The organism is Ureibacillus sp. FSL W8-0352 (assembly GCF_038004345.1).
Classification (GTDB): domain Bacteria; phylum Bacillota; class Bacilli; order Bacillales_A; family Planococcaceae; genus Ureibacillus; species Ureibacillus thermosphaericus.
Genome location: NZ_JBBOQT010000001.1, coordinates 1,397,149 through 1,409,258 on the forward strand (window position 1 = coordinate 1,397,149; position 12,110 = coordinate 1,409,258).

Below are 12,110 nucleotides of genomic sequence, written 5' to 3' on the forward strand. Positions count from 1 at the left end.
TATTATTCGCTCACTGGTACTACAGAGCCGCCCCATTCTTCAAGAATGAAGTCTTGAATTTCTTTTGTACGCAATACTTCCACTAACTTTTTAATTTCTTCTCTATTTTCATCGCCAGAACGTACAGCAATTACGTTTACATATGGTGATTCTGAACCTTCAATTGCGATTGAATCTTCCACTGGGTTAATTCCAGCATCGATTGCGAAGTTAGAGTTAATAACAACCGCATCTCCTTCTTTGTTTTCATAATAAGTAACCATCATCTCAGGAGCATCGCTTGCTTCGATTTTTAAGTTCTTCGGATTTTCAACAATATCTTCTAAAGTTGCTTTTGTTTTATCGATACCTTCTTTTAATGTGATTAAGCCATTTGCTTCAAGTAGTGATAAAATACGACCATGATCTGGGATAGAATTTGAAATTAAAATTGTTGCACCATCAGGAAGTTCATCTAAAGATTGATATTTTTTAGAGTAAATCCCCATTGGCTCAATGTGGATTCCACCAGCATTTACTAAATCATAACCTTCTTCAGCAACTTTTTGTTCAAGATACGGAATGTGTTGGAAATAGTTTGCATCAAGATCGCCATTATTTAAATCTTGATTTGGTAAAACATAATCTTGATATGGTACAATCTCTAACTCGATTCCTTCTTCAGCAAGGATTGGTTTTGCTTTCTCTAAAATTACTGCGTGAGGTGTGTGTGAAGCACCTACTTTTAATGTTACTTTTTCTGTTGCTTGTTGATCGTCGTTTGTTCCTTCATCAGTTGAAGAATTTGAACTTGTACCGCATGCAGCTAATACTAGTACAAGCACTGATAGGAATAAAAATGATAATACTTTCTTCATCCTTCCATTACTCCTTCTCCATTAAATTTTATGTGAAAGGCAAATCGCCTCCATCACCTAAATTAGCGCTTGTCCGTTTTGGCAGTAATCGTATCACCAATCCATTGAATGACGAATACAATGACAAGTATTAAAATCGTTGCCATTAACGTGACATCTTCTCTACTTCTTTGGAAACCTTCTAAGAAAGCTAAGTTCCCTAAACCTCCTGCACCTATGATTCCTGCCATCGCTGTATAACCAACAAGAGCAACAGCTGTGACAGTAATTCCAGAAATGAGCGCAGGTTTGGATTCAGGAATTAATACTTTCCATATAATTGTGAAAGTATTCGCACCCATCGATCTTGCTGCTTCAATAACACCTTTATCTACTTCGCGTAAAGCGATTAATACTAAACGCGCATAAAACGGCGCTGAACCGATAATTAACGCTGGTAAAGCCGCATTTACACCACGAATAGTTCCGAGTAAAAATTTTGTAAACGGAATTAATAAAATAATTAATATAATAAACGGAATTGAACGGAAGATATTCACAAGGGACCCCGTCAAGAAATGAACAATTTTGTTAGCCCAAAGTTGGTGTGGACTTGTTAAGAATAACAGTATACCTATGATTATGCCGAGAACGAAGGTAACTGCTGTAGAAATAGCTGTCATGTAGAGTGTGTCATAGGTTGCTTCCCACATTTTTGTCCAATCTACATTCGGAAATAATGCATCAATCATTCGTAATCACCTCCGTTTTAATGTTCATCGATTTCAGTTTTTCCAAAGCCTTCTCGACATTTTCAAAATCACCGTCAAGTTGAACAATTAACGTTCCATAAGAGCCATTCACCGTTTGTGAAATATTGCCGTGAAGGATGTTGATATCCAGCTGGAACTCTTTAATTAAATATGAAATAATCGGTCTTTCTGTTGTATTTCCAACAAAAATTAATTTTACTAATTTTCCAGAAGGATAATTTTTCAAAATGTGTTCAATGGATTCTTTTGATTCTCTTGAATCCGAAACTTGCATCACAAAATTTTTCGTTATTTCAGCTTGAGGATTTTGGAACACTTCAAGAACATCACCTTGTTCAACGACACGTCCAGCTTCCATCACCGCAACGCGATGGCAAATTTTTCGAATCACGTGCATTTCATGGGTAATTAAAACAATTGTCAACCCAAGACGCTGATTAATATCTGATAATAATCGCAAAATTGAATCAGTTGTTTCTGGGTCTAGAGCACTTGTGGCTTCATCACAAAGCAATACTTCTGGATTGTTAGCTAATGCTCTTGCTATACCAACCCGTTGTTTTTGTCCACCGGAAAGCTGGGATGGATAAGCATCCGCTCTTCCACTTAAACCTACAAGTTCAATTAATTCGTGAACTCTTTTTTCTCTTTCTTCTTTTGGTACCCCTGCAATTTCTAAAGGAAAAGCAATATTTTCTGCGACTGTTCTTGACCATAAAAGATTGAAATGTTGGAAGATCATGCTGATTTTTTGGCGAGCAAGCCGTAACTCTTTTCCTTTAATTGAAGAAATTTCAAGACCATTCACTATGACAGAACCGCTCGTTGGTTTCTCGAGTCCATTCAATAGGCGAATCAATGTACTTTTTCCGGCACCGCTATATCCGATGATTCCGAAAATTTCACCCTTTTGAATAGACAAATTTACATGATCAACTGCGGTTAATTCCCCATTTTTCGTTTTAAAGATTTTTGTGACATTTTTTACTTCAATCATGTTTGAGTACTCCTTTATAAACCGCAATATGTATTGATATTACAATTGTGCATTTTACACTTTTTATTACCCTTTGACTATAGTGTTATGTATATAATCTTTCATTTCAATAAAAAAACCTTCTACTTTGATAAGTAGAAGGGAAGTTGAACAACCTACTTAGATATCGTAAAACTTCCTCTTATCTTTCAAAGTAATAAATACTTTGCGTGATTTGGCACCTTATCATATCAATGATATGATGGTTGCCGGGTTTCATAGGGCACTTCCCTCCACCACTCTTAATAAGAGTTTTTTGCTATTCGGTTATTTAATTATGGAAACAATGTAACACGTAATCTATCATCTGTCAACTATAAAATCAACTTTTCATATAAGTTTTGTACGGATTTAAATGCATAGACTTTTTCATGCACTTTTCCGTCCTTTGTTATAAGTAGACAAGGAACACTTTCGATTTGTTGTTCGTATGCAAATTCTTCCAAAAAATTAATATTTCCTTTCCCAATCGGAATGTGTGGAAGAAGTTCTTCAATAACTTCCATCATTTTTGATGCAATTTTACATGTTCCGCAAATAGGGGTATATAAATAAAATGCTGTGATATTATTTTCTTTTACTTTTTCTTCCCAATTCTCTATTGTCCATTCTTCCATATCAATCATTTCCTATGCTAAATATTCTTTATGAACTAAAAATCTCGCTTCTTTCAGTAATTGAGCTAACACTTTTCGTGGTGCGTTTGCAACTTCCATATATGTTCTTGGAACATTTAGGTGAGTAGCCTCCGAATAAATTCTTTTCATTAATTTTCTTAGTTTTTCTCCGGATTGATCGGCATCAAAAAAAGTATATAGCTGACATTCTTCATAGGGCTCAATAAGCTCTAGTAACGCCTCTTCACTTATAGTACCATTTGTACAGACAATCTTCACATCTTCCGCTAAAATTGGGGCCAATTTCAACATATCTGAACGACCTTCTACAATGATACATTTTTCGTAATGCATTTTTACTCACCCCACGTATTATATAAGAACTGAAGAAACGATGAATAGTGTTGTTTACATATTATATTTTGATTTTAAAAAAACGCCAGTTCTTTCCCTGGCGTTTTAGACAGATTATTCAGAAATAATTTCTTCGTATTGTTCTGCAGTAAGCAATTCATCAAGTTGAGAAGAATCTGCAGGTTCAACAACAATCATCCAAGCATTTTCGTAAGGAGACTCATTCACTAATTCTGGGCTATCATCAAGCTCAGTATTTACCTCAACAACTTTACCAGAAATAGGTGCATATAATTCAGAAACCGTTTTCACTGATTCCACACTTCCGAAAGGTTCATTCATTTGAATTTCGTCTCCAACTTGAGGAAGTTCAACGAATACGATATCACCAAGTTCAGATTGAGCGAAATCAGTTATTCCAACACGTACTTTACCATCTTCTAATTTTACCCACTCATGTTCCTTCGTATAACGTAATTCCTTTGGTATTGACATACTTTTACCCTCCATCTGATATGTAATCTTTTTTTCAGTTTGACATATTTCAATTTCAAAAACAAGCTATTTTAGATGATTACTTCCATGTCTGTTCAAACTCTTCTTCTTTAAACCCAAGAGTCACTTTTTCTCCATCTGTAACAATTGGTCGTTTAATTAACATGCCATCTGAAGCTAATAATTCTAGTTGTTCTTCTTCAGGCATCGAACCTAGTTTATCCTTTAGACCAAGGGATCTATACTTTTGTCCAGATGTGTTAAAAAACTTTTTTAATGGTAGTCCACTTTTTTCCCAATACGATTTTAATTCTTCTTTCGTTGGGGTTTGTTCTACAATATGAATAGCATCATATTTTATTCCATTATCATCCAACCATTTTTGCGCCTTTTTACAAGTTGTACATCTAGGATAATGAATAAATTTCAACGACATTTCATTGGCTCCTTATTTTTAAATAATTTTTCAAATCTTTCTTATTTTTATCATGCACGATTGAAATCATGTGTTCAAGTATGAATTTTCATAAATTTTAGTGATATTTAACATCAATAAAAATAATGCATTCATAAGAGAATCAAAGTAGAATGAATTATATGTAAATTTTGATTATTGGAGGGAATGGTATGGGCTTATTAAAAGCGGGTGTCGGTGCATTAGCCGGCGTTTTATCTGACCAATGGAGAGAGTATTTTTACTGTGACTCTATTCCTGCAGATGTATTAATAACCAAAGGAAAAAAACGAGGCGGTAAAAGAAGTTTTAACCGTAAAGGAAGCGACAATATCATTAGCAACGGTTCGATAATAGCAGTCAATGAAGGGCAATGCATGATTATTGTCGATCAGGGAAAAATAGTTGAATTTTGCTCTGAACCTGGAGAATACGTATATGACTTTTCTACAGAACCAAGCATCTTTTATGGAGACTTAAACGAATCAATTAAAGCAAGTTTTGAGTCTTTTGGAAAGCGTTTAAGTTTCGGTGGAGAGCCTGGAAAAGATCAGCGAGTATACTTTTTTAACATGAAGGAGATTTCAGGTAATAAATATGGTACTCCCACACCGATTCCATTCCGGATTATTGATCGAAATATCGGGTTAGATATCGATATTTCCATCCGATGTCACGGGGAATATTCTTATAAAATTGTGGATCCAATTCTTTTTTATTCGAACGTTTCTGGCAATGTTCAAAATGAATTTAAACGTTCTGAAATCGACGGTCAACTTCGCTCAGAACTATTAACAGCATTACAACCTGCTTTTGCTAAAATTTCTGCAATGGGGATACGCTATAGCGAACTTCCACAACATACGTTAGAAATTGCAAAAGCATTAAATGAAGTATTATCTGATAAATGGATGAAAAAGCGAGGCATCGAAATCGTTTCGTTTGGTATTAGTGCGGTCAATGCTTCAGAAGAAGATGAAAAAATGATTAAACAACTCCAAAGAAGTGCGGTGTTCAGAAATCCATCTATGGCTGGAGCAACAATAATTGACGCTCAAAGTGAAGCAATGAGAAAAGCGGCAGAAAATCAAGCGGGAGCCTTTGTCGGTTTTGCAGGAATGCAAATGGCTCAGCAAGTAGGCGGTGTCAATGCAAAAGATTTATTTGAAATGGGGGAAAAACAACAACCCGTCGTTCAAAATCCTCAAAATGTTGTTTGGCAATGTAGTTGTGGTGCGCAAAATCAAGGAAAATTCTGTACCGAATGCGGAAACAAACGACCAACATCAAATACTTGGATTTGTCAATGCGGCACAGAAAATAAGGGGAAGTTTTGTTATGAATGCGGTTCACCAAAGCCAGCGAACTTTGCATTGACATGCGATAAATGTGGATGGCAACCAAAAGATCCATCCTTTACACCGAAATTCTGCCCTGAATGCGGAGATGTGATTGATGAAAACGATCGCAAATAAGGAGGATTGGTATGAGTACCAATGAAAAACAAGAGTTCATTGAAGTAGATGAGTATGATGCGAAGTGTCCATCCTGTGGTGCTTCCATCAAGTTTCATCCTGCTTCAGGCAAGTTAGTTTGTCCCTATTGTCATCATACAGAAGAGATTCCAAATGCAGAATTAGAGGCTGATTTAGAAATAGATGAGCTAGATTTCCATCAAGCAGAGGCTAGAAGTAGCTTCCGTTGGGGAGCCGAAAAAAAGATAGTGATTTGTGATGCCTGCGCTGCTGAATTAGTCTATGATGCGTTGGAAGTAGCCAACGTATGTCCTTATTGCGGATCAAATCATGTGATGGAAATTAAAGACGATCATTCTATCGCTCCTAACGGAATTATTCCATTTCAATTAACATTGGAACAAGCAAATGAAAACTTTCAAAAATGGATAAAAGGGAGATGGTTTGCTCCTAATGAGGCTAGACAATCAGCTAAAGCCGAAGCATTTACAGGCATCTATTTGCCTTACTGGACTTTTGATACAAAGACCGCTTCACAGTATACAGCAACATACGGTAGAAGAAGAACGGTATACGATAAAGATGGAAAACCTCAAACTGTTACTGATTGGTATCGCACTAAAGGATTTTATCAAGAATTTATTGATAATCACCTTGTTCTCGCTTCTACTCGCTATGATGCTCATATTTTAAGCAAAGTGGAACCTTTTTATTTAACAAATGCTCGCCCATACCAAAAAGAGTATTTGCATGGTTTTGTAGCTGAACGATACAGTATTGGTCTTGATGAAGGCTGGAAAATCGCCAAAAATGAAATCCATCATTATCTAGAATCTCAAATTACACAACATATTTTATGGAAACATCGCGCCCATGTAGTTAGAAATTTACGATTTTCAACAGTCCATTCAGATATTACATATAAATATTTGATGTTGCCTTTGTGGCTATCGACTTTTCGATACAGAGATAAAGTCTATCAATTTATGGTGAATGGCCAAACGGGCAAAGTCGGTGGAGAATATCCAATCTCTCCTATTAAAGTTACAATCACAATCTTCATCCTTCTTCTATTTGTCCTATTAGGTTATGTCTTTTTTATGGAGAATTCATAGTTAGAATGAAGAGTGGCTTGAGAAAATGTATATGTTTGCAAGTCGCTCTTTTTTTTTGATAACCCTTTATCTTGTGCGGATAGCGCTCTTGCTTGTGCGGTTGGCTCCCTTGTTCGTACGGATACATTCTAGCTTGTGCGGATAAATCCATCACTTGTGCAGTTAACTCCCTTGCTCGTGCGGATAATTCCTCCACTTGTGCAGATAGCTCCCTGCTATTATACCTGTAAAGTTTACACATTAAAGCGCCCATAAGATGAGCATAATAAATATAAAATGTGGGAATTTATTGGGTTTATTAAAAAGCCACAGCGTAGCTGCAATGCCATTGACACCTACCACGATTCTTAGTACTTGGTGGATGGGGTCGGGGCCCCGCCAACAAGTACTTAGAATCGATTTGTCCGTAGTACAATGACAAACGGAGTGAGCGCAAGGAGCTATTTTTTGAGATCATCTGCAATCTACAATCACTACGGACAATCAGGTAGGTGTCAATGGTGGCGTACTTCGTACATGAATGGAGGATATGGAAATGGCGAAAAAATATCGATATTACACATTTGAATTCAAAAAACAAGTCATTGAAAAATATTTCGAAGGGTATTCTTCCACAGAGGTAGCTAAAATATATAACATTCATCGGAGAAGAGTCTCTGAATGGGTGAAAATTGTGAAAGAAGGAGGCTATGAAGCTCTCTTAACCAAAAGAGAAAAAGTAGCTAAACAGAAACAGTCGCCTGTTGAAAAATCTTTGGAAGAAAAATATCTTCTATTACAGTTGGAGAACGAATACTTAAAAAAGTTGTTAGATCTAAGAAAGGGGTGAATGATAAAGAACAACAATTTGCCTTTATTCACGCTTACGCAGAACAATATCCGATTTCTATTTTAGCGGAAATCGCCAATGTATCCCGTGCGGGTTATTATAAATGGTTAAAGAGAAATGGAGAAAAACATCGTGATCAAATTGATGAACGGTTAATCCCTTATATCCTAAAGGTGTTTAACGATCACCGTGGTACTGTGGGGAGAAAACGAATCAAAATTGAATTGGAAAGACAATATGGGTTAGTCATCAATGAAAAACGGATTGCCCGTTTAATGAGGAAATATGGATTGGTATGCAAAATTCGCCAAAAGAAATTTAGATATCGTCCAAGTGTTCATGGAAAAATTCCCAATCTTCTTAGCCGTAACTTCAAAGCCATTCGAGAAGGAGTAAAGTTTTCCATTGATATTACGTATATTCGCGTGAAAAGAGGACGTCAAAAATGGGTATATCTCTGTGCCATTAAAGACTTATTTAATGAGGAAATCGTGGCTTATTCAATGGGGACAAGTTTGGAAATGAAATTAGTGTATCGCGCCTTAGAAATGCTTAAAAAAAGGGGATATAGTAAAGGAGCGATTCTCCATAGTGACCAAGGCACTCACTTTACTAATCCCGATTATCAAGAGTATCTCCGTGAGATGGAGATAACTCAATCCATGTCCCGCAGAGGCAACTGCTGGGACAATGCCTGCATTGAAAATTTCTTTAGTCATCTGAAGGTTGAACTTGGATGTTTTAGTCAACCCGAAACTGTACGAGAAATTTACGAAGCAGTAGAAAACTATATTAATTATTATAACACCAAACGTATCGTAACTAAACTAAAAATGAGCCCGATGGAATATAGAACAAAAGCAGCATAAATTTGGATTAATACGGGGCGGATAAAAATGTCTACTTGACAGGAGCATGAGCACCCTTGCTCGTGCGGATAATTCCATCACTTGTGCAGATACAATCTCTACTCGTGCAGATAGCTCCCTTGCTCGTGCAGATAACCCATTCTGCAGATACAACCCTTGCTTGTGCAGTTATTTTTCACTCTATAAAGACAAAAAAGCTGCCCACAAGTGATTCGCTTGTGAGCAGCTCTCTACCATTACACGATATATTTTTCTGCTGCAATTAGTCGTTCAGCAGCTTCACGTTTTTTCATGATTAAATTATAAGGATTGTGACGAGTTAATTTACGTAAAGCAGAAAGTGTTATACGTGCATTATCTCCCTCAACAGAAGCAATGACAATTTCTTTTGCCTCTTTTTCAATTTCAGCAAAGGCTTCTTGGCAATAAATTTGAGTATATAGTAATTTTTGCTTCGCTTTTTCCAGTCCGTCGCGTTCAATTGCTTTTGCAGTGCGTAATACTGCTGATTCCATTGCATATACAAAGTTTGCGATATTCGCAATATTTACCAATACCTCTTGTTCCTGTTCAAGCTTTGTACCAAAGCGTTGAGCAGCAACACCAGCAGCTAAGATACCGATTTTCTTCGCATTTTTCACAAGATATTTTTCTTGTGCTAATGGCTCATCGCTAACCTCTTCAGGCATGAGCATGAGAAGTTCTTGTTGCAAGTTTTGAGCAACTTGTAATAAAGGAAGTTCTCCTTTCAATGCTTTTTTCATGAATGTACCAGGTACTATTAAACGGTTAATTTCATTTGTTCCTTCGAAAATACGGTTGATACGGGAGTCGCGGTAAATGCGTTCCACTTCATATTCAGACATAAAACCATATCCACCATGAAGCTGTACTGCTTCATCCGCAATGTAATCTAATGTTTCAGAACCAACAACTTTTGCAATCGAGCATTCAATTGCATATTCCGCAACAGCTTTTGCTACCGCTTTACCATCTTTTAATTCTTCAGAAGAAAGTTTGCTAAAACGATCTTCGAAATATCCTACTGTACGGTAATTCAACGATTCAGAAGCATATAGTTCAGATGCCATTGTCGCAATTTTTTCTTTTGTTAAATTGAAGCTAGAAATCGGTGTGTTAAATTGTTTGCGTTGATTTGTATATTGGATTGCTAGCTCCAATGCTCTTTTTGATGCACCCACTGTACCAATACCTAATTTATAACGACCGATATTTAAAATGTTGAATGCCACAACATGTCCTCGACCAATTTCCCCTAATACATTTTCCACTGGAACTGGTACATCTTCTAAAATCAATGTACGAGTAGATGAAGATTTAATACCCATTTTCTTCTCTTCTGCACCAACAGAAACGCCAGGGAATGAACGTTCAACGATGAATGCTGTAAAATGCTCACCATCTACCTTCGCATACACAACGAATACATCTGCAAAGCCTGAGTTCGTAATCCATTGTTTTTCACCGTTAAGAATATAATGAGTTCCTGCCTCATTTAATTTCGCAGTTGTTTTTGCACCTAACGCATCGGAACCGGATCCTGGCTCTGTTAATGCGTATGCAGCAATCCATTCACCGCTAGCCAATTTCGGTAAATATTTTTTCTTTTGATCGTCATTTCCAAACAGGACAATCGGTAATGATCCAATTCCTACATGAGCACCGTGCGTTAAGCTAAAGCCTCCTGCGCGAGACATTTTTTCGCCGATAAGAGCTGATGTAATTTTATCTAATCCAAGACCTTCATATTCTTCAGGAATGTCTGCAGCAAGTAGCCCTAGTTCACCTGCTTGTTTCATTAATTTTACGGAGTGTTCAAATTCATGATTTTCCAATTTATCTATTAAAGGCAATACTTCATTTTCTACAAACTCTTCCGTTGTTTTGGCAATCATTAAATGTTCTTCAGTAAAATCTTCTGGTGTAAACACTTTTTCTAAATCTACATCTTCAATTAAAAAACTTCCACCCTTTACAAAATCTGTTGTTTGAACCATGTCAATTCCTCCCTATCGATTTATTGCTAACAAATTGTTTAATATAAAACTTCCAACACGCCAGCAGCTCCCATACCGCCACCGATACACATCGTAACAACGCCATATTTCTTTTCTTGTCGTCTTAATTCATGGATTAGCTTTAACGTCAATATTGCTCCCGTCGCTCCAAGCGGGTGTCCTAACGCAATCGCACCGCCATTTACATTAACTTTATTGAGATCGAGACCAAGATGCCGAATAACTTGAATAGATTGAGAAGCAAATGCTTCATTTAGTTCCCATAAGTCGATATCCTCTTGTTTTAACCCTGCAAGTTTTAACGCTTTTGGTACTGCTTCAATTGGTCCAATTCCCATCACTTCAGGTGGAACGCCGCCCACTGCAAAGCTTAAGAATTTTGCCATCGGTTTTAATCCCTGCTTTTCAGCTTCTTCTCGATCCATCACAAGAAGTGCTGCAGCCCCGTCAGAAGTTTGTGAAGCATTACCCGCTGTTACCGTTCCATTTATACTGAATGCTGGACGCAGTTTACTTAAAACTTCTTTCGATGTATCTGGTCGTACCCCTTCATCCATAGAAAATGTAAAGCGTTTTTCTTTTAACGTGTTATTCTCATCAACGTAATGCTGTACAACATCAATTGGAACAATCTCATCGTTGAATTTTCCTTCTTGAATCGCCTTATAAGCCAATTCGTGAGAACGCACCGCAAAATCGTCTTGATCTTCACGGCTAACACCATAACGTTTTGCAACTTCTTCCGCCGTATGGCCCATGCTCATGTAGTATTGTGGCGCTTCTTCTGCCAATTTTGGATTTGGTCGAACAACGTGTCCCATCATTGGCACCATGCTCATTGACTCTACTCCACCAGCAACAATAGCCTTCGCATGACCAAGCATAATTCTTTCAGCTGCATATGCAATGGATTGTAAACCTGAAGAACAGAAACGATTAATTGTAATCGCAGGAGTTGTATCTGGTAGTCCTGCTAATGCTCCAATATTTCTTGCTACGTTCATGCCTTGCTCCGCTTCAGGCATTGCACATCCTAAAATTAAATCATCTATTTCTCCCTCATAGCCTGCACGCTGAATGGCTTCTTTTACTACGATTGCGCCGAAATCATCTGGTCGCATTTGAGCGAGTGACCCTTTTTTTGCTTTACCAATTGGCGTTCTCGCTCCTGACACTATAACTGCTTCACGCATATTACATCCCCCTTTGTTTCTTTTT

The 12,110-nt window shown here is 37.2% G+C and carries 13 protein-coding genes and 1 riboswitch; of the genes, 4 read left to right on the top strand and 9 right to left on the bottom strand.

What is annotated here, in order from left to right; genetic code table 11:
* Positions 1-2: 2 nt before the first annotated feature.
* The 7 genes from NST98_RS07230 to NST98_RS07260 form a co-directional block, all read right to left on the bottom strand.
* Positions 3-857: a MetQ/NlpA family ABC transporter substrate-binding protein gene (locus tag NST98_RS07230; RefSeq protein ID WP_016838665.1), complete on the bottom strand. Its 855-nt coding sequence runs from the start codon at positions 855-857 to the stop codon at positions 3-5.
* Between the two features lie 62 nt (positions 858-919).
* A complete protein-coding gene (locus tag NST98_RS07235; protein ID WP_340436422.1) occupies positions 920-1,588 on the bottom strand; it encodes a methionine ABC transporter permease in 669 nt (222 codons plus the stop codon).
* Positions 1,581-2,606, bottom strand: coding sequence for a methionine ABC transporter ATP-binding protein (locus tag NST98_RS07240; protein ID WP_340714779.1), 1,026 nt, complete (start codon positions 2,604-2,606; stop codon positions 1,581-1,583). Before NST98_RS07240 ends, NST98_RS07235 begins: the two co-directional genes overlap by 8 nt.
* Before the next feature lie 178 nt (positions 2,607-2,784).
* Positions 2,785-2,897, bottom strand: a riboswitch (SAM riboswitch).
* Between the two features lie 62 nt (positions 2,898-2,959).
* Positions 2,960-3,262 (bottom strand): thioredoxin family protein, encoded by a 303-nt coding sequence (locus NST98_RS07245; protein ID WP_340436426.1) that lies wholly within the window; start codon positions 3,260-3,262, stop codon positions 2,960-2,962.
* Positions 3,263-3,274: 12 nt separating this feature from the next.
* Positions 3,275-3,616, bottom strand: coding sequence for a toprim domain-containing protein (locus tag NST98_RS07250; protein WP_016838661.1), 342 nt, complete (start codon positions 3,614-3,616; stop codon positions 3,275-3,277).
* Between the two features lie 114 nt (positions 3,617-3,730).
* On the bottom strand, positions 3,731-4,111 hold the full coding sequence (gcvH, locus tag NST98_RS07255) for a glycine cleavage system protein GcvH (protein ID WP_340436428.1): 381 nt from the start codon (positions 4,109-4,111) through the stop codon (positions 3,731-3,733).
* A gap of 79 nt (positions 4,112-4,190) precedes the next feature.
* Entirely contained in the window at positions 4,191-4,547 is a 357-nt protein-coding gene (locus NST98_RS07260; RefSeq protein ID WP_340714780.1) for an arsenate reductase family protein, read from the bottom strand.
* A 191-nt stretch (positions 4,548-4,738) separates the two neighbouring features.
* On the opposite strand from NST98_RS07260, the gene NST98_RS07265 reads away from it, so the two are divergent.
* The 4 genes from NST98_RS07265 (at position 4,739) to NST98_RS07280 (ending at position 8,853) form a co-directional block, all read left to right on the top strand.
* Positions 4,739-6,040: an SPFH domain-containing protein gene (locus NST98_RS07265; RefSeq protein WP_340714781.1), complete on the top strand. Its 1,302-nt coding sequence runs from the start codon at positions 4,739-4,741 to the stop codon at positions 6,038-6,040.
* Between the two features lie 11 nt (positions 6,041-6,051).
* The gene (locus NST98_RS07270) at positions 6,052-7,155 is read left to right on the top strand and encodes a hypothetical protein (RefSeq protein WP_340714782.1); all 1,104 of its coding nucleotides are present in this window, start codon (positions 6,052-6,054) and stop codon (positions 7,153-7,155) included.
* A 535-nt stretch (positions 7,156-7,690) separates the two neighbouring features.
* The gene (locus NST98_RS07275; protein ID WP_172597841.1) at positions 7,691-7,984 is read left to right on the top strand and encodes a helix-turn-helix domain-containing protein; all 294 of its coding nucleotides are present in this window, start codon (positions 7,691-7,693) and stop codon (positions 7,982-7,984) included.
* Positions 7,981-8,853, top strand: a complete 873-nt coding sequence (locus NST98_RS07280; protein WP_096550742.1) for an IS3 family transposase — start codon at positions 7,981-7,983, stop codon at positions 8,851-8,853. The genes NST98_RS07275 and NST98_RS07280 overlap by 4 nt, the downstream gene beginning before the upstream one ends.
* Before the next feature lie 236 nt (positions 8,854-9,089).
* Here the strand turns inward: NST98_RS07280 and NST98_RS07285 are convergent, their stop codons facing one another.
* Both NST98_RS07285 and NST98_RS07290 read right to left on the bottom strand, forming a co-directional pair.
* On the bottom strand, positions 9,090-10,871 hold the full coding sequence (locus NST98_RS07285; protein ID WP_340714783.1) for an acyl-CoA dehydrogenase family protein: 1,782 nt from the start codon (positions 10,869-10,871) through the stop codon (positions 9,090-9,092).
* Between the two features lie 38 nt (positions 10,872-10,909).
* A complete protein-coding gene (locus NST98_RS07290) occupies positions 10,910-12,085 on the bottom strand; it encodes an acetyl-CoA C-acetyltransferase (RefSeq protein WP_016838655.1) in 1,176 nt (391 codons plus the stop codon).
* Positions 12,086-12,110 lie beyond the last annotated feature (25 nt).

What these genes read in the sequence shown, in the direction of transcription:
- NST98_RS07230 (WP_016838665.1), bottom strand. Translation starts at nt 857, where the DNA reads ATGAAGAAAGTATTATCATTTTTATTCCTATCAGTGCTTGTACTAGTA.
- NST98_RS07235 (WP_340436422.1), bottom strand. Translation starts at nt 1,588, where the DNA reads ATGATTGATGCATTATTTCCGAATGTAGATTGGACAAAAATGTGGGAA.
- NST98_RS07240 (WP_340714779.1), bottom strand. Translation starts at nt 2,606, where the DNA reads ATGATTGAAGTAAAAAATGTCACAAAAATCTTTAAAACGAAAAATGGG.
- NST98_RS07245 (WP_340436426.1), bottom strand. Translation starts at nt 3,262, where the DNA reads ATGGAAGAATGGACAATAGAGAATTGGGAAGAAAAAGTAAAAGAAAAT.
- NST98_RS07250 (WP_016838661.1), bottom strand. Translation starts at nt 3,616, where the DNA reads ATGCATTACGAAAAATGTATCATTGTAGAAGGTCGTTCAGATATGTTG.
- gcvH (WP_340436428.1), bottom strand. Translation starts at nt 4,111, where the DNA reads ATGTCAATACCAAAGGAATTACGTTATACGAAGGAACATGAGTGGGTA.
- NST98_RS07260 (WP_340714780.1), bottom strand. Translation starts at nt 4,547, where the DNA reads ATGTCGTTGAAATTTATTCATTATCCTAGATGTACAACTTGTAAAAAG.
- NST98_RS07265 (WP_340714781.1), top strand. Translation starts at nt 4,739, where the DNA reads ATGGGCTTATTAAAAGCGGGTGTCGGTGCATTAGCCGGCGTTTTATCT.
- NST98_RS07270 (WP_340714782.1), top strand. Translation starts at nt 6,052, where the DNA reads ATGAGTACCAATGAAAAACAAGAGTTCATTGAAGTAGATGAGTATGAT.
- NST98_RS07275 (WP_172597841.1), top strand. Translation starts at nt 7,691, where the DNA reads ATGGCGAAAAAATATCGATATTACACATTTGAATTCAAAAAACAAGTC.
- NST98_RS07285 (WP_340714783.1), bottom strand. Translation starts at nt 10,871, where the DNA reads ATGGTTCAAACAACAGATTTTGTAAAGGGTGGAAGTTTTTTAATTGAA.
- NST98_RS07290 (WP_016838655.1), bottom strand. Translation starts at nt 12,085, where the DNA reads ATGCGTGAAGCAGTTATAGTGTCAGGAGCGAGAACGCCAATTGGTAAA.